The 20,395-nt window shown below is 67.2% G+C and carries 21 protein-coding genes and 1 riboswitch; of the genes, 4 read left to right on the top strand and 17 right to left on the bottom strand.

From position 1 onward, the window contains the following. The first annotated feature begins 43 nt into the window (after positions 1-43). Together IP68_RS14135 and IP68_RS14130 are read left to right on the top strand one after the other, a co-directional pair. The gene (locus IP68_RS14135; protein WP_054135638.1) at positions 44-1,156 is read left to right on the top strand and encodes an alkene reductase; all 1,113 of its coding nucleotides are present in this window, start codon (positions 44-46) and stop codon (positions 1,154-1,156) included. Next, entirely contained in the window at positions 1,153-1,953 is an 801-nt protein-coding gene (locus tag IP68_RS14130; RefSeq protein ID WP_054135637.1) for a sterol desaturase family protein, read from the top strand. The genes IP68_RS14135 and IP68_RS14130 overlap by 4 nt, the downstream gene beginning before the upstream one ends. A 25-nt stretch (positions 1,954-1,978) precedes the next feature. Here IP68_RS14130 and IP68_RS14125 read toward each other — a convergent pair whose 3' ends face one another. The 14 genes from IP68_RS14125 to IP68_RS14060 all read right to left on the bottom strand — a co-directional run bounded on the left by IP68_RS14125 (position 1,979) and on the right by IP68_RS14060 (position 15,807). Then, positions 1,979-3,319: an MFS transporter gene (locus IP68_RS14125; protein ID WP_054135636.1), complete on the bottom strand. Its 1,341-nt coding sequence runs from the start codon at positions 3,317-3,319 to the stop codon at positions 1,979-1,981. A gap of 82 nt (positions 3,320-3,401) precedes the next feature. Beyond that, positions 3,402-4,193: a thioredoxin family protein gene (locus IP68_RS14120; protein WP_197275811.1), complete on the bottom strand. Its 792-nt coding sequence runs from the start codon at positions 4,191-4,193 to the stop codon at positions 3,402-3,404. A gap of 100 nt (positions 4,194-4,293) precedes the next feature. Further along, a complete protein-coding gene (locus IP68_RS14115) occupies positions 4,294-4,833 on the bottom strand; it encodes a histidine phosphatase family protein (RefSeq protein WP_231684019.1) in 540 nt (179 codons plus the stop codon). Continuing rightward, positions 4,833-5,624 (bottom strand): adenosylcobinamide-GDP ribazoletransferase, encoded by a 792-nt coding sequence (locus IP68_RS14110; protein ID WP_231684017.1) that lies wholly within the window; start codon positions 5,622-5,624, stop codon positions 4,833-4,835. Before IP68_RS14110 ends, IP68_RS14115 begins: the two co-directional genes overlap by 1 nt. A 1-nt stretch (position 5,625) precedes the next feature. Then, complete coding sequence (gene cobT / locus IP68_RS14105; protein ID WP_054135632.1) at positions 5,626-6,624, bottom strand: nicotinate-nucleotide--dimethylbenzimidazole phosphoribosyltransferase; 999 nt, start codon at positions 6,622-6,624, stop codon at positions 5,626-5,628. After that, entirely contained in the window at positions 6,624-7,262 is a 639-nt protein-coding gene (bluB, locus tag IP68_RS14100) for a 5,6-dimethylbenzimidazole synthase (protein ID WP_054135631.1), read from the bottom strand. The genes cobT and bluB overlap by 1 nt, the downstream gene beginning before the upstream one ends. Continuing rightward, positions 7,259-8,716 carry a cobyric acid synthase gene (locus IP68_RS14095; RefSeq protein WP_054135630.1) on the bottom strand — a complete coding sequence of 486 codons (1,458 nt, stop codon included), beginning with the start codon at positions 8,714-8,716 and terminating at the stop codon, positions 7,259-7,261. The genes bluB and IP68_RS14095 overlap by 4 nt, the downstream gene beginning before the upstream one ends. Further along, the gene (gene cbiB / locus IP68_RS14090; RefSeq protein WP_082382375.1) at positions 8,704-9,630 is read right to left on the bottom strand and encodes an adenosylcobinamide-phosphate synthase CbiB; all 927 of its coding nucleotides are present in this window, start codon (positions 9,628-9,630) and stop codon (positions 8,704-8,706) included. The genes IP68_RS14095 and cbiB overlap by 13 nt, the downstream gene beginning before the upstream one ends. After that, complete coding sequence (locus IP68_RS14085) at positions 9,630-10,409, bottom strand: ABC transporter ATP-binding protein (protein ID WP_054135628.1); 780 nt, start codon at positions 10,407-10,409, stop codon at positions 9,630-9,632. The genes cbiB and IP68_RS14085 overlap by 1 nt, the downstream gene beginning before the upstream one ends. Further along, entirely contained in the window at positions 10,406-11,377 is a 972-nt protein-coding gene (locus IP68_RS14080) for an iron ABC transporter permease (RefSeq protein WP_054135627.1), read from the bottom strand. The genes IP68_RS14085 and IP68_RS14080 overlap by 4 nt, the downstream gene beginning before the upstream one ends. Then, positions 11,374-12,222: an ABC transporter substrate-binding protein gene (locus IP68_RS14075; RefSeq protein WP_054135626.1), complete on the bottom strand. Its 849-nt coding sequence runs from the start codon at positions 12,220-12,222 to the stop codon at positions 11,374-11,376. Before IP68_RS14075 ends, IP68_RS14080 begins: the two co-directional genes overlap by 4 nt. Continuing rightward, positions 12,219-12,830 (bottom strand): cob(I)yrinic acid a,c-diamide adenosyltransferase, encoded by a 612-nt coding sequence (gene cobO / locus IP68_RS14070; RefSeq protein ID WP_054135625.1) that lies wholly within the window; start codon positions 12,828-12,830, stop codon positions 12,219-12,221. The genes IP68_RS14075 and cobO overlap by 4 nt, the downstream gene beginning before the upstream one ends. Continuing rightward, positions 12,827-13,867 carry an aminotransferase class I/II-fold pyridoxal phosphate-dependent enzyme gene (locus tag IP68_RS14065; RefSeq protein WP_054135624.1) on the bottom strand — a complete coding sequence of 347 codons (1,041 nt, stop codon included), beginning with the start codon at positions 13,865-13,867 and terminating at the stop codon, positions 12,827-12,829. The genes cobO and IP68_RS14065 overlap by 4 nt, the downstream gene beginning before the upstream one ends. Further along, entirely contained in the window at positions 13,867-15,807 is a 1,941-nt protein-coding gene (locus tag IP68_RS14060; RefSeq protein WP_054135623.1) for a TonB-dependent siderophore receptor, read from the bottom strand. The genes IP68_RS14065 and IP68_RS14060 overlap by 1 nt, the downstream gene beginning before the upstream one ends. 143 nt (positions 15,808-15,950) lie before the next feature. Further along, positions 15,951-16,157, bottom strand: a riboswitch (cobalamin riboswitch). Between IP68_RS14060 and cobU the strand changes: the two genes are divergently transcribed. Further along, positions 16,157-16,705 (top strand): bifunctional adenosylcobinamide kinase/adenosylcobinamide-phosphate guanylyltransferase, encoded by a 549-nt coding sequence (gene cobU, locus IP68_RS14055; protein ID WP_054135622.1) that lies wholly within the window; start codon positions 16,157-16,159, stop codon positions 16,703-16,705. (Overlaps the previous riboswitch by 1 nt.) 22 nt (positions 16,706-16,727) lie before the next feature. On the opposite strand, the gene IP68_RS14050 is transcribed toward cobU, so the two are convergent. The 3 genes from IP68_RS14050 to IP68_RS14040 form a co-directional block, all read right to left on the bottom strand. Beyond that, entirely contained in the window at positions 16,728-17,732 is a 1,005-nt protein-coding gene (locus IP68_RS14050; RefSeq protein WP_054135621.1) for an inorganic phosphate transporter, read from the bottom strand. 16 nt (positions 17,733-17,748) lie between these two features. Then, a complete protein-coding gene (locus IP68_RS14045) occupies positions 17,749-18,873 on the bottom strand; it encodes a DUF47 family protein (protein WP_054135808.1) in 1,125 nt (374 codons plus the stop codon). A gap of 269 nt (positions 18,874-19,142) precedes the next feature. Beyond that, complete coding sequence (locus tag IP68_RS14040; RefSeq protein WP_054135620.1) at positions 19,143-19,559, bottom strand: hypothetical protein; 417 nt, start codon at positions 19,557-19,559, stop codon at positions 19,143-19,145. Positions 19,560-19,854: 295 nt separating this feature from the next. Between IP68_RS14040 and IP68_RS14035 the strand changes: the two genes are divergently transcribed. Continuing rightward, positions 19,855-20,367, top strand: a complete 513-nt coding sequence (locus IP68_RS14035; protein ID WP_054135619.1) for an RNA polymerase sigma factor — start codon at positions 19,855-19,857, stop codon at positions 20,365-20,367. The last annotated feature ends 28 nt before the right edge of the window (positions 20,368-20,395 follow it).

Genomic DNA, 20,395 nt, shown 5'->3' with positions numbered 1-20,395 from the left:
GTCTCGGCAAAATCGGGACGAAAAAGACGGAGACACGATCCCGATGCCAAATCTGTTCGATCCCATCCAGCTGGGCGCGATTGCCTGCCCCAACCGTATCCTGATGGCGCCGCTCACCCGCTGCCGCTCGACCAGGGCGCATGTTCCGGTGGCGCTGATGGGGGACTATTACGCGCAGCGCGCCAGCGCCGGGCTGATCATCTCGGAAGCCACCGGCATCAGCCCCGAAGGACTGGGCACGCCTTATGCGCCCGGCATCTGGAACGATGAGCAGGTCGAAGCCTGGAAGCCGATCACCGATCAGGTGCACAAGGCCGGCGGGCGCATCATCTGCCAGCTGTGGCATATGGGCCGGCTGGTGCATTCGGACTTCATCGGCGGAAAGCCGCCGATCTCGGCGTCGGCGACGCGCTTCGATTATCACGCGCATACCTATGAGGGCACCAAGCCCTATGACACCGCGCGCGCGCTGCCGGTGGACGAAATCCCCCGCGTGATCGCGGACTATGTGCGCGCGACCGAGAACGCGCGCCGCGCCGGGTTCGACGGGGTGCAGATCCACGCCGCCAACGGCTATCTGATCGACCAGTTCATCCGCTCCTCGTCCAACCTGCGCGAGGACGCATATGGCGGCGCAATCGAAAACCGAATCCGGCTGCTGGGCGAGATCACCCAGGCGCTGGTCGGTGTCTGGAGCCACGAGCATGTCTCGGTGCGGCTGTCGCCCAACGGCGAAACCCAGGGCGTCAACGATGCGACCCCCGAGGCGACCTTCACCGCCGCCGCAGCCCTGCTAGACAGCATCGGCATCGCGTTTCTGGAACTGCGCGAGCCGCCTGCCACCGGCACCTTCGGCGCCAGCGACGTTCCGCCGGTCAGCCCGCAGATCCGCAAGGTGTTCAAGGGGCCCTTGGTGCTCAACAGCGACTATGTGCTGGAGAACGCCTCTGCCGCGATGGCCGAAGGCCGCGCCGACGCGATCAGCTTTGGCCGCACCTTCCTCGCCAACCCCGATCTGCCCGCCCGGCTGGCCGTCGATGCGCCGCTCACCCCGGACAATCCCAAGCGCTGGTACGGTCAGGGGGCAGAAGGCTATACCGACTATCCGACCATGGCCGAACAGGGGCTGGTCGCGGAAACCGCCACAGCCTCATGATCGCCAGCGGCCAGCCCTGGCTGATCAGCGGGGTGCTGATCGGCACCGCGCTCGCGCTGCTGCTGGCAGAGGCGGTCTGGCCGCGCCGCCGCCACCGGATGCCGCTCGTGCAGCGCTGGCGCACGCATCTGGGCTTTGTGCTGGTCAACATGCCGATCGAGCGGGGTGTCCAGGCCCTGGTATTCATCGGCGTGTTCGGCGCGGTCACCGGCTACGCGCTCCATCCTGATTTCGGGCTGCTGCCGCAGACCGGGCTGCCCTTCTGGGCACAGGGGCTGATCGCAATCCTGCTGCTCGATCTGGCCGTCTGGGCGCAGCACTGGGCGACGCACCGGCTGCCTTTGCTGTGGCGGCTGCACCGCGTGCATCATGCCGACCGCGATCTCGACATGTCGACGGCGCTGCGCTTCCATCCGCTGGAGATCGGCCTGTCGATGCTGTTCAAGCTGGGCGTGGCGCTGGCGCTGGGGGCGCCGCTCTGGGCGCTGATCGTGTTCGAGCTGCTGCTTGCGGTGCTGCCGATGTTCAACCACGCCAATCTCGCGCTGCCCTTGTGGCTGGATAGCATGCTGCGGCTGGTGATCGTCACGCCGGACATGCACCGCGTGCATCACAGCACCCGGCGGGTCGAGCATGACAGCAATTACGGCTTCTGCCTGGCGATCTGGGACCGGCTCTTTCGCACCTATCGCGCCCGGCCCAGCGGCGGGCACGAGGCGATGACGATCGGCCTTGCCGATTATCCGGGGCGCGAATCGATGCGGTTCGGCTGGTCGATGCAGCTGCCGTTCCGCTGATCCGATCGCGGCGTGGGTTGCGGGGCTATTCCCCGCTCTCCTCGGTGCCCGCGGTGCCCAGCGAGCGATCGACGAGCCCGCTCGCCATCATCCACCAGAACAGGAGCACGCCGGGCAGCGCCGCCAGCGTGGTAACGAGGTAGAAATTGGCAAAGCCCAGTTGCTCGATCATTCCGCCTGCCAGCGTTCCGGTCAGGAACCGCCCGGTGATGCTCGCCGCGGCGGACAGCAAGGCGAACTGGGTCGCGGTGAACTCGAGGTTGCACAGGGCCGAGAGATACGCGACCACGCACACCCCGCCGATGCCGCTGGCGAAATTCTCAAAGCCGACCGCGCCCGCCATCGCCCAGTTGTTGTGGCCTGCGCTGGCGAGCCCGGCAAAAGCGAGGTTGGAAACGGCCATCAGGATCAGGCTGATCAGCACCGAGCGCTTCATCCCCAGCTTTGCATAGAGGAACCCGCCGACGAAGATCCCCGCGAGCAGCGCCCAGAAGCCCAGGCCGACATCATAGATCGCGACCTCGTCATTGGTGTAGCCCAGGTCCTCGAACAGCAGCCGCAGCGTCAGGGTGGCCAGCGTGTCGCCGATCTTGTGGACCAGCACGAACAGCAGCACCACCAGCGCGCCCGATCGCTTGAAGAACTCGGCGAGCGGGCTGACATAGGCGATGGCGGCGGCGACCGGGCCTTTCAACGGCTTGGGTTCATGCCGGCGTGCGGGCTCACCCATCACCAGCCCGGTGATCACCGCGAACAGCCCGAAGAACGACACCGCGATATACGCCGTGGTCCAGTCGGCGCGCGCTGCGATCACCAGCGCCAAGGATCCTGCAAGGGCCGCCCCGATGCGCCAGCCATATTGGCTCATCCCCGATCCGACGCCCAACTGGTGCGGCTCGAGCAGTTCGATGCGATAGGCGTCGATGACGATGTCGAAGGTCGCGCCGGCGACGCCGACGAGGATCGCAGCGACCGCAACCTTGCCGATATCGGCCTCGGGATCAAGAATGCCCAGATAGATGATGCTGATCATCACCAGCACCGCGCACAGGATCAGCCATGACACGCGCTGGCCGATCCGGCCGAGCAGCGGCAGCTTCACCACATCGATGATCGGCGCCCACAGCCATTTGAAGTTATAGGCGAGGAAGGTCAGCGCAAAGGCGGTGACGGTGGACTTTTCGATCCCCGACTGCGCCAGCCGGGTGGACAGTGTCGCGGCAATCATTGCGAATGGAAAGCCCGAGGACATGCCCAGGAACAGCGCCGCGAGCGGAGCCGCCTCGGTATAGGGCCGCAAGCCCACCGGCAGCGATGCACGCCATCCCGTAACCTCGGGCGCGACCCCTGCAGCGTGTTCGGTCATCAATGTGTATCCCTTCCGTGTCCCGGACAGGGAAACTAGCGGCATCGCCGATTTACGCCAGAGGGTTATTGCCGGCCCGTGCTCAGATCAGCGCCGAGCCGATGATCGCGCCGCCCGCGCCGCGCCGGATGACCAGCGCATGGCGGTCGGCGCCGCGCGTATTGAGCTGATCGGGGCTGAGCACGATGGCGCGGCGGCCCTCGCTCCAGCGGCCGAGCGGGGTCTCATCGAGCACGACATTGGTGTAGCTGACCGACCGCCCGCCATTCTCGCCGCGACCGATCTTTACCGTTTCGCGCGAGGACAGGGCGATCAGCATCACCTCCGCGCCGGTCCCCGGCCTGCCTTGCAGCGCGATGCTGCGCCCGCCATCGGCGGTGCGGGCGACGCGCACGGTGACGCCGCTGCGGGCGCGGATGACGCCCGCGCGCGCGATCTGCTTGCGCGCATGGGCCTCTTGCGATCCCACGCCCTGCGCGCTGCCATCGATCACCAGCTGCGGGGTGTAGATGTTCGCCCCGGCAAAGGCCGTGTCACCATATTGGCGCTGCAGCCGGGTGTTCTCCTCGCGGCCCAGGCTGTCCTTCCAGCCAAGCCGGTCCCAATAGGTCACCGGGCGGCTGATGACGAGGATGGCAGGATCGCGCGCCAGCCTTGCTGCGACCGCATCGGCGGGCGGGCAGGACGAGCAGCCCTGGCTGGTGAACAGCTCGGCGACCACGGGGCCCGATTGCGAAATCGCCAGTCTGTTAGACGTCAGTCTTGCAGGTGATGGCGCGGAATTGCCCAGCGCCGACCCTTGAGATGGTGCGTGGAGGGCGGAGATGGCAAGCGTGGTGAGAACCGCAGCGGCAGTGATCCAGAGAAGCTTCATGGATGGGTCGATCCTTGGGAGTTGCATCCCCAATGTTCGACCCGGCACGCGGAACGGTTACGCTTTGGCCCGGGCGCGGGTGACACTGAGCGAGGCGAGGTCAGGCGAGCTCGACAGAGCCCCCCGGCGGCGGGATAAGCGCGGGCCAGTCGCGGGGGGCGAGACCCTTGCGCATGCCCAGGATCGCCGCGATCGGGCCGCCATGGGTAACGACCAGCACGCGGCCGGGCGGCAGGCGGTCGAACGCGGCGAGCGAGCGGCGGGCCAGCTCCATCGTGGTCTCGCCGTCGCCGGGGCGGAAGTGGTGCGGATCGTTGATCATCCCGTCCATCGCATTGCCGGTTTCGCGGTAGATCGCATCCCAGCTGCGTCCCTCCCAGCTGCCGAAATCGCGCTCCTGCCAATCGGGCACGGCAAGCACGCCAACGCCTGCTAGACTTGCGATCGCCTCGGCCAGGATGCGCGCGCGGCGTAGGCCTGAATGCAATATGGTTTCGGGGTGCCATGTGGCCAGCTCGGTGGCGAGCGCGCGGGCGTGCGCGGCGCCCTCGCGGCTCAGCCCCATGTCGCTTTGCCCGTAGCAGCGGCCCTTCCAGGCGCGAGCAACCTCGGTATGACGGACCAGTAGCAAGGTGCGCATCACAGCGCCGTCGTCGCCGCGAGCAGGAGGATCAGTTGCCCGGCATAAGCGGCAAAGCCCAGGCAGTCGCCTGTGCTGCCGCCGATCCGCCGCAGCAGCAGCGCGCGGAACCATGCGATGAACGCCCCGCCAGCCAGCAGGGCTGCCAGGAGGGGCAGAGGGTTCAGCACGGCAAAGCCCAGCAATCCTGGCAGCGCGGTCGCCAGCGCCGTCAGCAGGATGGCTGGCCCGACGCCCGATGCGACATCCTTGGCGAGCCCAGTGCCTTGCGGGGCGGGCGCGACAAGAGTCATCAGCACGACGACCAACAGCCGCCCGAAGGTCGCCGCAGCAACGATCGTCAGAAAGGCCGCCCATGGTGCCATGGCCTCGATCACCGCCAGCGTCAGCGCGGCGCGCAGGCCGACCGCGAGGATCAGCCCCAGGCTGCCATAGCTGCCGATGCGGCTGTCCTTCATGATCCGCCGGACATCGTCTGCGGTATAGCCGCCACCGAACGCATCGCAGAAATCGGCGACCGCGTCCTCGTGGAACGCGCCGGTCAACCGCGCCTCGAGCGCGAGCGCGATCAGCACCGCGACCAAAGCCGGCCAGAAGGCGTCCGCCGCCAGCGCGACGCCTGCGGTGACAGCGCCGATGCCTGCGCCTACCAAAGGAAACCAGCCCACCGCCTGCACCAGCCCGGTCGCGACCTGCTGCGCGCTCAACCTATCGGTGCCGGGGACGGGGATGCGGGTGAGAAACTGGATCGCGAGCAGGGGCGGCGCCCAGGCAGGGCATCTGCTGTCCATGTCAGGTCCCGATATCCGCGAGACGTGCGACATCGCACAGCAATGCGCCTGCGCTGTCGAGCAAGGGCAGCGCGACCAAGGCGCCGCTACCTTCGCCCAGCCGCATCTGCCATTCGAGCACCGGGGTCAGGCCGAGTTGCGTGAGCGCCGCGCGATGGCCAGGCTCGGCTGAGAGATGGCCCGCGATCATCACCGCACGCGTCCCCGGGCAAAGCCGCTCGGCGATCAGCGCGGCGGCGGTGGTGACATAGCCGTCGAGCAGCACCGGCACGCCCTGCCGCGCGGCTTGCGCATAGAAGCCCGCCATCGCGACGATCTCGAACCCCGCGATCGCCGCCAGCGCAGGCTTGTCGGTGCGACCGTCCAGCCTTGCAACCGCAGCAGCGACAATATCGCGCTTAATGCCGCGCATCGCTGCATCGGCGCCTGCGCCGCTGCCGGTCGCAGTATTGGCATCGATCCCGGCGAGCGCGTGGGTGATGCAGGCCGCAGCGGTGGTGTTGCCGATCCCCATCTCACCCGCGATCAGGAGGCGATGGCCCGCATCGACCGCGCTTTTCGCCTCTGCCTCGCCCAGCGCCCAGGCGGCATCGAACTGGTCTTCAGTCATCGCCGGCCCGCTTTTGAGATCGGCGGTGCCCTGCGCAACGGTGTGTTGATTGAAGTGCGCGGGCCATGGCTGTCGCGGTGGCTGTGCCATCCCGGCATCGACCACCCGCACATCGACGCCATGCGCGGTGGCGAGCGCGGTGCTGCTCGCCTTGCCACCCAGGATCGTCTCGACCATCGCGGTGGTCACCGCCGAGGGCCAGGGGGTGACGCCCTGCGCCACCACGCCATGGTCGGCGGCGAACAGCACCAGGCGGCGCGGGCGGGTGAGCGGGGTGAGAGATTGTCCCGCCAGCGCCAGCTCGACCGCCAGCGCCTCGAGCCGCCCCAGGCTGCCCACCGGCTTGGCGAGCGAATCGAGCTTTTCCTGAATGTCTTCGCGGGTGATCATCAGCGCTCCAGCCGTGTGATTTCAGAAGGCAGCCGGTCCTGCCAGCCATGCCGGACCAGTTCGGGCGTCTCGCTCGCGCGCTCGGGATAGCCCAGGCACAGCAGCGCGATAAAGCGCCAATCTCCGGGCACGCCGAGCAGCGCGTTCATGCCTGCAGGGTCGATGATCGACACCCAGCCCAGGCCAATGCCGTGCGCGCGGGCCGCAAGCCACAAGATGTGCACCGCGGTCACCACCGACCAGCACAAGGTTTCGGGCATCGTCGCGCGGCCAAGCCCGTGGCCGGCCTCGCCCTGCTCGTCGCAGAACACCGCGACGATCTCGGGCGCCTCGCGCAGGCCGTGGAGTTTCAGGCCGTCGTACAGCGCCTTGCGCTCGGCGGAATAGCCCGCGCCCGCCGCGCGTTTTTGCGCATCGACCGTGTCCGCCAGCCTGGCGCGGCGCTCGGGCGAGACGATGCGGACGAAGCGCCAGGGCTGGGCATTGCCGACCGACGGGCCGTGGCACGCGGTTTCGAGCAGGCTGCCAAGCAGGCCTTGCGGAAGCGCGCGAGTCTCGAAATGCCGCACATCTCGGCGCCAGGCGAGCAGGCTGTCGAGCTGGTCGCGGAAAGCGGCGTCGAACATCGGCTCAGTCATGGCCGATGCCCCGCAATCGCCAGCAGCCGATCGATATCGACATGCTGTTCCAGCCCCGCCGCCAGCGCATCGAGCGCCTGATCGACACGGTGCTCTTGCGCGACGCCATCGGACTCAGCGCCAAGCCGCGCCAGCCACGCGCCACGCTGCGCGGGGTGATCGAACAATCGGTGGATATAGCAGCCCGCGATCCGGCCATCGGCGCTGATCACGCCGTCCTCCGCGCCATCGGCGAGCCGCAGCAGCGGTTGCACCGGGCCCAGCGCGCGGGTCTGGCCGACATGGATTTCATAACCCGCGAACGCCGCGCCGTCGCGCAGGCTGGTGCCCGTGACATCGACCACGCGCTTGTCGCCGGTGAGCCGGGTGGCGACCGGCAGATAGCCCAGTCCCGCCACGCTTCCGGGCACACCCTCTACGCCATCGGGGTCCTCGATGCTCTGTCCGAGCATCTGATAGCCGCCGCAGATGCCGAGCAATCCGCCGCCGCGCCGCACATGCGCTGCGATGTCGATATCCCAGCCCTGCGCGCGCAGAAAGGCAAGGTCGGCGATGGTCGCCTTGGTCCCGGGCAGGATGACCAAAGCCGCATCGCCGGGGAGCGGCTGGCCCGGCGGGACCATTACCAGCTTCACGCCGGGCTCGTGCGCCAGCGGGTCAAAATCGTCGAAATTGGCGATCCGTGACAGCATCGGCACCGCGATGGTGATCGCGCCCTCGCTGGTCGCCGCGGAATCGAGCACCACCGCGTCCTCGGCGGGCAGCTGCCGCGCGGCGGCGAGCCAGGGGATCACCCCCAGCCCGGGCCAGCCGGTGCGGCGTTCGATCTCGGTATAGCCATCGTCGAACAGCCGGACATCGCCGCGAAACTTGTTGATCAGGAAGCCGTGGATCATCGCGGCGTCGTCTGCGTCGATCACGGCCCTGGTCCCGACGATCGAGGCGATCACGCCGCCACGGTCGATATCGCCGACCAGCACCACTGGCACGTTCGCGGCGCGGGCAAAGCCCATATTGGCGATGTCGCCGGCGCGCAGGTTGATCTCGGCAGGGCTGCCTGCGCCTTCGACGATGACGATATCGGCGTCCGCCTTCAATCGATTCCAGGATTGCAGCACGGCATGCAGCAGTTCGCCCTTGCGGTGCTGGTAATCTGCCGCACCGAGCATGCCCACCACCTTGCCGTGCACCACCACCTGCGCGCCGGTATCGGACTGCGGCTTGATCAGCACCGGGTTCATGTCGATGCTCGGCTGCACGCGGCACGCCAGCGCCTGCAGCGCCTGCGCACGGCCGATCTCGCCGCCTTGCGCTACCGCGGCGTTGTTCGACATGTTCTGCGGCTTGAACGGAAGCACCTTCAGTCCACGGTTTGCGAGCAACCTGCACAGGCCTGCGACCAGCACCGACTTGCCGACATCCGATCCGGTCCCCTGCAGCATCACAGCAGCCATGCAAGACCTCCCACGATCGCCCACAGGAGCACGCATGCCCGGCGATAGACCCATAGCGCGCGCTGCAGATCGCTGGCATCCGGCGCGGGGCCATCGCCCAGCCAGGCACGGTGCGCTGGCTCGCCGTCATAGCTGACCGGCCCGCCCAGCCTGCGTTCCAGCACGCCTGCCATCGCAGCCTCGGGCCAGCCGCCATTGGGCGAGTCGTGGTGGCCCGCATCGCGCACCATCGTGGCCCAGCCGCCCAGCCCGGCGAGGCACACGAACACGCCCGAAATCCGCGCGGGAATGAAATTGACCAGATCGTCCGTCCGCGCTGCCGCCCAGCCGAAATGCAGATGCCGCGCGTCGCGATGGCCGATCATCGAATCCGCGGTGTTGACCACCTTGCAGACCAACAGCCCCGGCAACCCCGCGATCATAAACCAGAAGGCGGGTGCCACGACGCCATCGCAGAAGCTCTCTGCCAGGCTCTCGGTGGCCGCGACCGCAATGCCGTTTTCATCGAGCGCCTGGGTGTCGCGTCCGACGATGCGTCCCACCGCCGCACACGCTGCGTTCACATCGCCGCGCAGCAGCGGACCGGCGACCGCTCGGACGTGATCGTCGAGACTGCGCTGGGCGAGGCCGGTGGTCGCAAGCACGATCACCAGACCGATTGCAAGCCCGTCGCCCGCCCAGCGTTCGATCAGCCATCCAATCGCGCCGACCCCGCCTGCACCCAGCGCCAGCAGCGCCACACCCATCGCCCGGCGGCGCAGCGCGGTGCCCGTGTTCCATCTGCGGTCGAGCGCGGCGATGGCAGCGCCGATCCAGATCACCGGATGGCCGATCACCGCCAGCAGCCAGGCGGGATAGCCGATCGCGGCCTCGCCGATCAGCGCCAGCAGCAGCTGTTCGGGCCGCGCCATCATCAGGGCCGCGCCATAGGGGTGGTCACGATGAAGCGCACGCCGTCGGGGGTGGTGCCGATATGCGAGGATACGCCATAGGTTTCGGCAATCCGCTCGGGCGTCAGCACGTCGTCGGGCGCGCCTTGAGCGACGATGCCGCCATCGCACAGAAGCAGCACCTCATCGGCCACCCGGATCGCATGGTTGAGGTCGTGCAGCACCACGATCACGCCTGCGCCGCCGCGTGCGACATCGCGCAGGCATTCGAGCGTGTCGAGCTGGTGCGCGGGATCGAGATTGGCGAGCGGTTCGTCCGCGAGCAGCCATTGCGGTTCGCCCGCCAGCACCCGCGCGAGCAGCACGCGCGCGCGTTCGCCGCCCGACAGCGCGGTCACCGGGCGCGCTGCGAACTGGGTGACATCGGTCGCGGCCATGGCCAGCGCGACCGCCGCGCGGTCCGCCTCGGTCTCGCCCCAGCGCGCGCGGTGCGGGTAGCGGCCCAGCGCCACCAGGGTCGCGACATCGACATCCCAATGCACATCGCCACCCTGCGGCAGCAGCCCGATCTGCCGCGCCAGATCGCGCATGCCTAGCGTGCTGCGTGGATGGCCGCCGACCAGCACCTGGCCAGTTTCGGGTGTGTGCAGTCCGGCAAGGCACGAGAGCAGGGTCGATTTGCCGGCGCCATTCGGCCCCAGAACTGCGGTCACCCGTCCCGGGGTGAAGCGCGCACTCACCGCATCGAGCACCCGGCGTCCGCCGAGCTTCCATGTCAGGTTTTCAGCCGCCAGCACGCTCATGCCAGCCTCCGGCGCATGCGCAGCAGCAGGACAAGGAAGAACGGCCCGCCGAGCATCGACATCGCGATCCCCAGCCGCAATTCGCTCACCGTCGGCACCGCGCGCACCAGGCTGTCGGCGAGCAATAGCAGCAATGCGCCCGCCAGCGCCGACGGCAGCAGCACCGCCGAGGGCCGGTTGCCGACGAACGGCCGCACCAGATGCGGCACGATCAGCCCGACAAAACCGATGATGCCTGCGGTCGCCACCGACGCGCCGACGCACAAGGCGACGCCGATCACGATCAGCAGCTGCAGCCGCAGCGGATCGACCCCCATCGAGCGCGCGGCGGATTCGCCCAAGGTCAGCGCATCGAGCGTACGCCCGGTGAACGCAAGCAGCACGCACCCCAGCGCCAGCAGCGGCAGCGCGAGCCAGACGTCGTCCCAGCTGCGATCGGTCAGCGCGCCCATCAGCCAGGTGACGATCTGCGAGGTCGCAAACGGGGTGGGGGCCAGGCTGATCGCCAGCGCGGTCATCGATCCCGCCACGCTCGAAAGGATCACGCCTGCCAGCGTGAACACGATGACGCTGCCCGAGCGCCCGACCAGCAAGGCAAGGATCGCCATGGTGATGCCTGCGCCGGTCAGCGAAAAGGCGGGCAGCAGCAGCGGGGACGCGGCATAGCCGAAATAAAGCGAGATCACCGCGCCCAGCGCGGCGCCCGACGACACACCGAACAGCCCGGGATCGGCCAGCGGATTGCGCAGATAACCCTGCATGGCAGCACCCGACAGGCCGAGTGCTGCACCCACCAGCGCCGCCAGCAGGGTGCGGGGCAGGCGGAGCTCGGCGATGATCGGCCAGCGCGGATCGCCCGCAGTCCAGGCGTCGAGCGGGATCCACACCTTGCCCGCGATCAGCGACAGCGCGAAGGCCAGGGCAATGCCTGCGAGCAGCGCCAGATTGATCCGCAGCGACCGCGTCACAGCGTCCGCCGGATTTGGGCGAGGTGGCCCACCGCATCGATGATCGTCGGGCCGCCGCAATGCAGCAGCTTTTCAGGGTATCGGCGCACCGCGATCTGCTGTTTCAGACCGGCGAGCACCGGATGGCCCAGCATCCTGTCCGAACGGTCATGCGCGCCGACCGAGAGCAGCACCTGCGGCGGCTTTGCCACCATGTATTCGAGGGGCAGCACGTCCCATTGCTTGAGACCATAATCCGCGCTCAGATTGCGAAAGCCGGTGACGCGCAGCAGCTCGCTGGCGAGCGTGCCATCGCCCGGCACCAGACCGCCGCCCTGCCAGATCAATGCTCCGGAGGGGGCGGCGCTGCTTGCCGATGCCGCGCGCACCGCATCATCGATCCGCGCGACCAGCGCCTCCCCGCGCGCCGGCTGGCGGATGGCGGCGGCGATGGTGCGGACCTGCGCGCTGCTCTCGTCGATGCTCTCGGGGACGCCGATCTGGATCAGCGGAATGTTCATCCGGTGCAGCGCGGAAATCGTCGAGGGCGCGACATGGCTACCGGCAATCACGATGTCGGGGGCCAATGCGACCACCTCCTCGGCGGTGCCCGACGTCGCAGCGAACCGCCGCGCCTGTTCGAGCGGGATCGACGTGGCGCGTTCGTCCTGCGAATAATGGCTGATCGCCGCGATCTGCGCGGGATCTGCCACCTGCATCAGCACCGCATCGACGCACGGGTTGATCGAGACGACACGCGGCAGCGCCTCGCGCCCGGGCGCAGCGCGCTGCGCCGCACGGTCAGCCGCCTGCGACGAGCAACCCGCGACCGCAAGACCCAGAACCAAGGCGAGAGCGCGGATCAATACTCGACCCCCTTCTGCGCCTTGAACCCTGCCTTGAACGGGTGCTTCACCTCTTCGAACTCGGTCACCAGATCGGCGATCTCGATCAGCTCGGGCTTGGCGCTGCGTCCGGTGATGCAGACATGCTTGGTCAGCGGGCGCTCCTTGAGGAAGGCTATGATCTCGTCGATCGGCAGCGTGTCCTGCCGCAGCACGATGTTGAGTTCGTCGAGGATGATGAAATCGTATTCGGGATCGAGGATCAGTTCCTTCGAGCGCTCCCAGGCGGCGCGCGCCGCCTCGATGTCGCGCGCGCGGTCCTGCGTGTCCCAGGTAAAGCCCTCCCCCATCACCTCGAATGTCAGCAGATCGGGATTGGCCTGGAAGAAATTCTTCTCGCCGGTCTCCCACGCGCCTTTGACATATTGCACGATGCCGACCTTCATCCCCCAGCCCAGCGAGCGGATCGCCATCCCGAAGGCGGAGGAGGACTTGCCCTTGCCGTTGCCGGTGTGGACGATCAGCAGCCCGCGCTCGAGCGTGCGCTTGGCTTGCATGCGTTCGCGTGCGGCCTGCACCTTCTTCATGCGGGCGTTGTGGCGGGCGAAATCGTCGGGCGTCTCGGTCATCCATTTCTCCATGTGGCGAGCGCATCGCCCAGTCTCGTCCAGTCAGTCTCATTGCCCGGCAAACCGATCCGCAGCCAGTCGGGCGACTGGGCAAAGGGCCGGGTCAGCACGCCCGCCTGTGCCAGATGCATGAACAGGCCATCACGCTGCGGCGTGTTGATCAACACGAAAAACGCGGTACGGCCAACGATTTCGATGCCTTGGCCGGTCAGCACATCCGCCAGCCGCTGTGAAGCGTTCGCCAGTCGTGCGCGCTGCGTGTCCTGCCAAGCGGTATCGCGATAGGCGGCAAGCCCGGTGGCGAGCGCAGGGCCGGAGATCGGCCAGTCGCCGATCAGCGCGCTCAGGCGCTCTCCAATTTTGGGCGGGGCGAGAACGAAGCCCAGTCGCAAACCAGCGAGGCCGAAGAACTTGCCAAACGAGCGCAGCACGATCAGCCCCGGCCAGTCGCAGCGGGCCAGGCTGTCATGCGCATCGGCATCGGCGAAAGCTTCATCGACGATCAAATGCCCGCCGCGCGCCGCAAGCAGCGAGGCAGCAACCTGTAATTGCGTGCGATCAGCGATCACCGCGTCTGGGTTGTTGGGTCTGGCCAGCACCAGCACATCGTGCGTCTGTGCCATAGCAAGCACGGAGTCGGAATTGCAGAGTGTTACCGCTTGAGCGCCCCACATCGATTCATGGCCCGAATAGCCTGGGCGCACGATAGCAGGCTGCAGCGGCAATGTCCTGTCATCCAGCAGCACACCGAGGAGCCGCATCGCCAGATCGCTTCCCGGCACCGCGACGACGCGCGAAGGGTCCGCGTCGAAGCAGGCGGCTGCGGCTAACTCCAGCGCCTTCAATTGCGCAGGATCGGGCAGTCGCTCGGCCTGATCCCGCGCATTGCCGAGCGGATAGGCCCAAGGCGCAATCCCGGTCGAAAGGTCGGTCCAATCCGCAACCTGCGGAAAGACTGCGCGCGCCAGATCGATCCGCCCGCCATGCCGGGCGAAATCGGCGACCAGATCGCGAGGGGCGCGCGCAGCCTGTTCCATCAGTAGCGCAACCGCACGCCGGCATAGCCCGCGCGGCCCGGCGAGCCATAGCGGAACACCGTTTCGTAGCGCTCGTCGAACAGGTTCTCGACGCGGCCATAGATGTCGATCCGCTCGGTCAGCGGGAACGAGGCGCGCAGGTCCGCGAGCACATAGCCCTCGACCTTGCGGCTGTTGTTGGCGTTGTCGAAATTCGCGCCGACATGGGTCAGCGTCACCCCGGTCTCCAGCCCGAAGCCCCAGCGATAATCGACCAGCGCGGTCATGCTGTGCTGCGGACGGCGGACCAATTGACGCCCGAAATTGGCGTTGCCGGGCGAACGGTTGGTGGCATCGGTATAGGTATAGTTGGCCTGCAGCCGCAGCGCATCAACAGGCTGCATGGTCAGGCCGATCTCGACCCCTTCTGCGCGCGCCCGGGCGACATTGTCATAGGTCCCCGACGGCCGGTTGGCGCAGATGCCGGTGAGCGGCGCGACGCATGAGACGAAGATGATCAGGTCGCTCGAATTGCGCCGGAAATAGGTGGCGCTGGCCTGCAACCGGCCTTCAACCAGGCTCTGGGTGATACCGGCGTCCCAGCCCTTGGAGCGCTCGGGCTGCAGCTGCTGGTTGCCGAAATCGCTTTGCAGCTGGAACAGCGACGGCGCCTTGAACCCTTCGGCATAGCTCGCGCGCACGATCGTTCCGGTCTGGCTGATCGCATAGGCGCCGCTCGCGCCGAAGGTGGTCGCGCCGCCGAAGCGGTTGTGGTCGTCGTGCCGCACCCCGCCGGTCAGCGTCAGCCCCTTGGCGGGGGTGGCGACGATCTGGCCGTACAGGCTGTCGATCCGCGCGCGTCCCAGCGAGGGCGCTGCGCCGAAGCTGCTGCTGGAAAAGCGCGAGGTTTCGCGCTCGAGCCCTCCGGTCAGCTGCCAGCCTTCGGCGATGTCGAAGATGCCCTGATATTCGATCCGCTCGTTGCGGCCATGGCCGACAAAGGTCTCGGTTGCAGGGCCATCGAGCGCGATCGAGCGGCGGCGGGTGTCGGTATAGGCATAGCCCAGCCGGTTGCGAAACCGTCCGTCGAACAGCGCAGCGTTGATGCCGGTATAACCGACGATCTCGCGGGTGCGCGATTCCTCGTTCACATCGGCAAAGGCGAAGGCGGGTGCGGGGAAGCCGTCGATGTTGACCCGGCCTTCGGAATACCAGCCGCGCGCATCGATCGAGATCGCATCGCTGAGCGCCAGGTTGAAATTGCCGTTGGCGCCGTAATTCTCATAGCCGTCCCGCTCGGTCCCGCCGCGCGCCTCGCTGAACGACGAAATGCCGTCGGTGCGGAAATAGCCCGCGCCCGCGCTCGCCGACAGGGGACCTGCCTTGCCCGAGATGTTGCCGACCAATTGGCCGGTGTCGCGATAGCCATATTCGCCGCGCAGGTTGACCGCGAGCTCTTCGGTCGGCTGGCGAGTTATCATGTTGATTACCCCGCCGATCGCCTGGCTGCCCCACAGCACGGAGGAGGGGCCGCGCAGCACCTCGATCCGCTCGATGTTGCCGGTGAGCAGATGGCCGAAGTTGAAGCCGCCGCCGGGCGTGGAGGGATCGTTGAGCTTGACGCCATCGATCAATGCGGCGGTCTGGTCGCTCTCGGCGCCCCGGATGAACACCGATGTGGTCGCGCCGACGCCGCCGTTGCGGATGATGCTGACGCCGGGAAGGGTGCGCAGGATGTCGGCGACCGACTGGGTCTGGCGCCGTTCGATCTCTTCGGAATCGACCACGCTGATCGACTGGCCGACGCGCTCGACCGGCTGCGCGGTGCGGTTGGCGGTGACGACGACGATGGGTTCGCGCGGGTCGGCTGCGGCAAGATTGTCCTGCGCGATCGCAGGCGCGCAGACGCCGGTACAGAATGCGAGTGTGGAGGCGGTAGTTTTCAGAAACGATGTAGGCATGTGTATCCCCTGTCTAACAACAAGGGGTTGCACGCACCAATGGTACAGCTGAGCAATCGCCGGCCTATCACCCGCGCGCGCCACCCCGATCGATGTCGTCACGCGAGGATGAACCTCGATCACGCTGAACACCCCGTCCGCGCAAAGGACCGACTGCGTCAGGCAGGTCTCCTGGCTCCCGGGTCAACACGTCCGCCCCGCCTTCCCGGATGCGGTTGCATCCAGTGGCATGATAGGGCGACCGCTCTCCGGTCACAGTTGCGGGGACAGCCGCGGATTACAGGGGTGGATACCTGCTTCCGCGTTCCCTATTAATCCCATCTCTGGGAACCTGTCGCGTCGCCGCATTATGGCGCGACTTTACGTTTTGCAAGGAAAATGGATCGATGCGGTGCTGACCTTCATCACCGGCGGCGCGCGTTCGGGCAAGAGCGCGCGCGCGCAGTGTCTGGCGGAAAGCCATTCCGGAGAGCTGGTCTATCTGGCGACCGCGCAGGCCTTTGACGAGGAAATGCGCGATCGGATCGCGCGGCACCAGGCGGACCGGGACGCGCGCTGGCGCACGGTCGAGTGCCCGGTAGACCTTCCGCAGGCGATCGGGCGCGAGATGGGACCGGGCCGGGTGCTGCTGGTCGATTGCCTGACGCTGTGGACCAGCAACCTGCTGCTGGGCGAGCATGATTTCGCCGCCGCGTCCAAGCGGCTGATCGACACGCTGGCGCAGGCCCATTCGCCGGTCATACTGGTCAGCAACGAGGTCGGCATGGGCATAGTGCCCGACAATGCGCTCGCGCGGCAGTTTCGCGACATGGCGGGGCGGCTGAACCAGCAGGTTGCCGCCATCGCCGATCGCGCCGAGCTGGTCGTGTCGGGGCTGAGCCTGACGCTCAAGCCCTGACTCGCCGGAGCGCTCGCGTGGCTTACCAGATCGTCGTCAGCCAGTAGAACACCGCGCCGACTGCGGCCGAGGCGGGGATGGTGATCAGCCAGGCGACGACCACCCGGCCCGCCACGCCCCAGCGCACCGCCGAGGCGCGGCGCGCCGCGCCCACGCCGACGACGCAGCCGGTAATCGTGTGCGTGGTCGAGACCGGAATGCCGAACGCGGTGGCGGCAAACAGCATCACCGATCCGCCCGACGAGGCACAGAAGCCCTGCTGGTGCGACAGCTTGGTGATCCGCGTGCCCATCGTCTCGATGATCTTCCAGCCCCCCGACAGCGTGCCCAGCGCGATCGCGATGTAGCAGCTCAGCACCACCCAGCCGGGGACCGCGAACTCGCCGTCGAGCATGCCCTGCGAATAGAGCAGCACGGTGATGATCCCCATCGTCTTTTGCGCATCATTGGCACCATGGCCCAGCGAATAGGCGGCGGAAGAGAGCAGGTGCAACTGCTTGAAGATGCCCTCGGCGCTCTTTGCGGTCGCGCGCATGAACGCCCAGGATGTCAGCACCACCAGCAGGATCGACAGGATCATGCCCATGGTCGGCGACAGGATGATCGCCGATGCGGTCTTGAGCACGCCCGACCACACGATGCCATCCAGCCCGGCGCGCATCACGCCCGCGCCGATCAGCCCGCCGACCAGCGCATGGCTCGAGGAGGAGGGGATGCCCTTCCACCAGGTGACGACGTTCCAGAACATCGCCCCGACCAAAGCGCCGAAGATCACCTGCGGATTGACGATATCGACCTGGATGATGCCCTTGCCGACGGTCTCTGCCACCTTGAGCCCGAACACCCAATAGGCCGCGAAGTTGAAGAACGCGGCGAAAACCACCGCGTGCACCGGCTTGAGCAGCCGGGTCGACACCACCGTCGCGATCGAATTGGCGGCATCGTGCAGCCCGTTGAGAAAGTCGAACGCCAGCGCGAGCGCGATCAGCGCGATCAGCAGCGGCATGGCAATGATCGTGGTTTCCATGGGGGTTGCGGGGCGCTCAGGCGTGGTCGATCACGAGACCGTCGATCTCGTTGGCGACATCCTCGAAGCGGTCGACCACGCGCTCGAGATGCGTGAACAGCTCGCGTTCGACGATGAAGCGCAGCGGGTTCGCTTCGCCATGCTGCTTGTAGAGCGCCTTCAGGCCGCGGGCGTGGATCTCGTCGGCATGGCCTTCCATGATCACCAGCCGTTCGGTCAGCTCGTGCAGCCGCCCGGCGTTGCGGTTGACCTGGCGCAGCAGCGGCAGCGCCTCGACGGTGATCCGCGCGCAATCGACGATGATCGCGGCCATGTCCTTCATTTCCTGCTTGAACTCGGTGAGCTCGTACAGATCGATCGCGCCTGCGGTCTTCTGCATCTCGTCGATGGCATCGTCCATCGATCCGATCAGGCTGGTGATCGCGCTGCGGTCGAACGGGGTGAGGAAGGTGCGGCGAACGGTCTGCAGCACCTCTCGGGTGATGAGGTCCGCCTCGTGCTCGCGCTCGGTCAGCTCCTGGATGTGATCGGCCATGCCCGGCCCGCCGCCCAGCAGCCGCGCGAGCGCGTTGGAGCCCGACAGCAACGTCAGCGCATGCGCCTCGAACAGCTCGAAGAAATTGCCCTGCTTGGGAAGCAGCGCCTGAACCCACTGGAATACGGCCATTTTCGGAGAGGCTTTCTGTGTGCCGAGAACAAATCCGCTTTTGGCGATGCGCCGGTCGGATTCGCTGGCGCGGAAGCGCCGGATGAGTTCGGCAAGCTCGGGCTCGTCGACCAGCTGTGCGGCTTCCTCGAGCGAGAACCACTGCCGCTGGCGCTGGTCCTGCTCTTCCCACTCGTCGAGCAGATCGGTCACCGAAAAGGGAAACACATCGACATCCACGTTCAGCGACGCGCCGTTCTTGCGCTTCTTGCGATAGCGATAGCTGCCAAGCGCGGTCGGGCAGGCCGCGCCCTTGACGCCTGCCTCTTCCTCGGCCTCGTGCGCGGCGGCGGCGTGCGGCTGCAGCCCGTCGATCATGTTGCCTTTGGGCAGCACCCAGCGCCGGGTCTCGCGCGAGGTGATCAGCAGGATGCTGACCGGTGCGGTGACGTTGTCGCGGTCGGTGCGATAGGGCAGGGCGGCAATCTGGCGGATGGTGGTTCCCCTGGGCGGTCCGGGTGGGTGAAGGTCAGGTTCGGTGCGCCGGGCCTTCTGCTGGCAACACCGGTGCAGTGCCGCGCCGCCGCTGGGCTGCGCAGGCAAAGGTTCGGCAATGTCCCTCTTCCCCCGGTCCGGATATCTTATGCATCACGCCGCCACGGACGGATGGCGCGTAACAAAACGGTCACATAACTGTAATGTTGGCGTCTGCAAAGTGCTATTGCGACGGACCGCGCCGATGGGGGCGCTCGGCAGATAGGCGGTCAGGGACGCGCCGGAGGGTGATATCGCTCGAATCGCCCAAGTGCTACGAAGCCCGCCGAGATTCCTGGCGAGCTTTCGGCGAGCTGGACGATGTCTCCTGCGCACAGCAGCGCGCCGGAGGTGCGGGTGATCAGGATCTGGTTGCGGTTAAGCAGGCTCGCACCCCGGCGCACGCGGTTGATCAGCAGTTTGCGCCCGCTCATCTGATAGACGATCCCTTCGCCGGCCAGGATGCGGGTGGAGCGCACGCGGTGGAGCGCGATGCACTGGGTGCCGGTTTCGCCGTCGCTGTCAGAAGCGTATTCGACTGGCGGCACGAACCACATGTCCTTGTCGGCGGGTCCCGTGGCATCCGCCTTGCCTGCCAGCGCCAGCATCACTGCAAGTGCGCCAAGCTGCGTGCGCAGATAGGGCATGGGACCTGTCTCCTGCTCGCCCGGCGTTCAAGAAAAGGGCACCTTGAGGGCTGGAAGTGGTCGCGACCCGGCCCTCAAGGTGCAGCCGGTCGATGGGGGGCACCATGACCGGATAGAACCGGCCGGGGCTTGGCCGGTTCTGCCGCTAAGACGCCGCGCCGCCGCCACACCCGCATGGCTGTGCGAAAAAAATGCACACGGGGACAGATGGGGTGCGGGTTCTTGCGCGCGGCGGCGTCTGGGTGCATGGGCTGTGCCCGCATTCCTTCCGCTGCAGATGTGATTGCCGTATCCTATGTCCCGCCAAGGCCTCGAAGCCGTGCTGATCGCCGAACGCGAGCCGTTGCTGCGCTTCCTGCGCGCGCGCGGCGCGGGCGAAGCGGCAGAAGATGTGCTGCAGGAGCTGTGGCTGCGGCTGGCCAATCTGGATACTGGGCCGGTCGCCGATCCGCGCAGCTATCTGTTCCGCGCCGCCAACAACGTGATGCACGACCGCTATCGTTCGGCACAGCGCAGCCGCCAGCGCGATGCCGACTGGCTTGAGGTGCAGGGCGGCACCGGCGAGGCATCGGACGCGCCGCTTCCCGACCGCCAGCTGATCGCGCGCGCCATGCTCGATCAGGCAGAAGCCGTGCTGGCAGCAGAGGGTGCCCGCGTGCTGCAGGTCTTCCGCCTGTTCCGCATCGAGGGGGTCAGCCAGCGCCAGATCGGTCAGGATCTCGGGGTCAGCCTGAGCGCGGTGGAGAAGGATCTGCAAAAGGCCTATCGCGCGCTGATGGCCTGGCGGGAGACACTCGATGTGGATTGAGCGCAGCCGTGACGTCTTATGGCCAGGA

Source organism: Blastomonas sp. AAP25, from assembly GCF_001295965.1.
Taxonomy (GTDB): domain Bacteria; phylum Pseudomonadota; class Alphaproteobacteria; order Sphingomonadales; family Sphingomonadaceae; genus Blastomonas; species Blastomonas fulva.
This window is presented reverse-complemented; position numbering and strand designations above follow the sequence as displayed.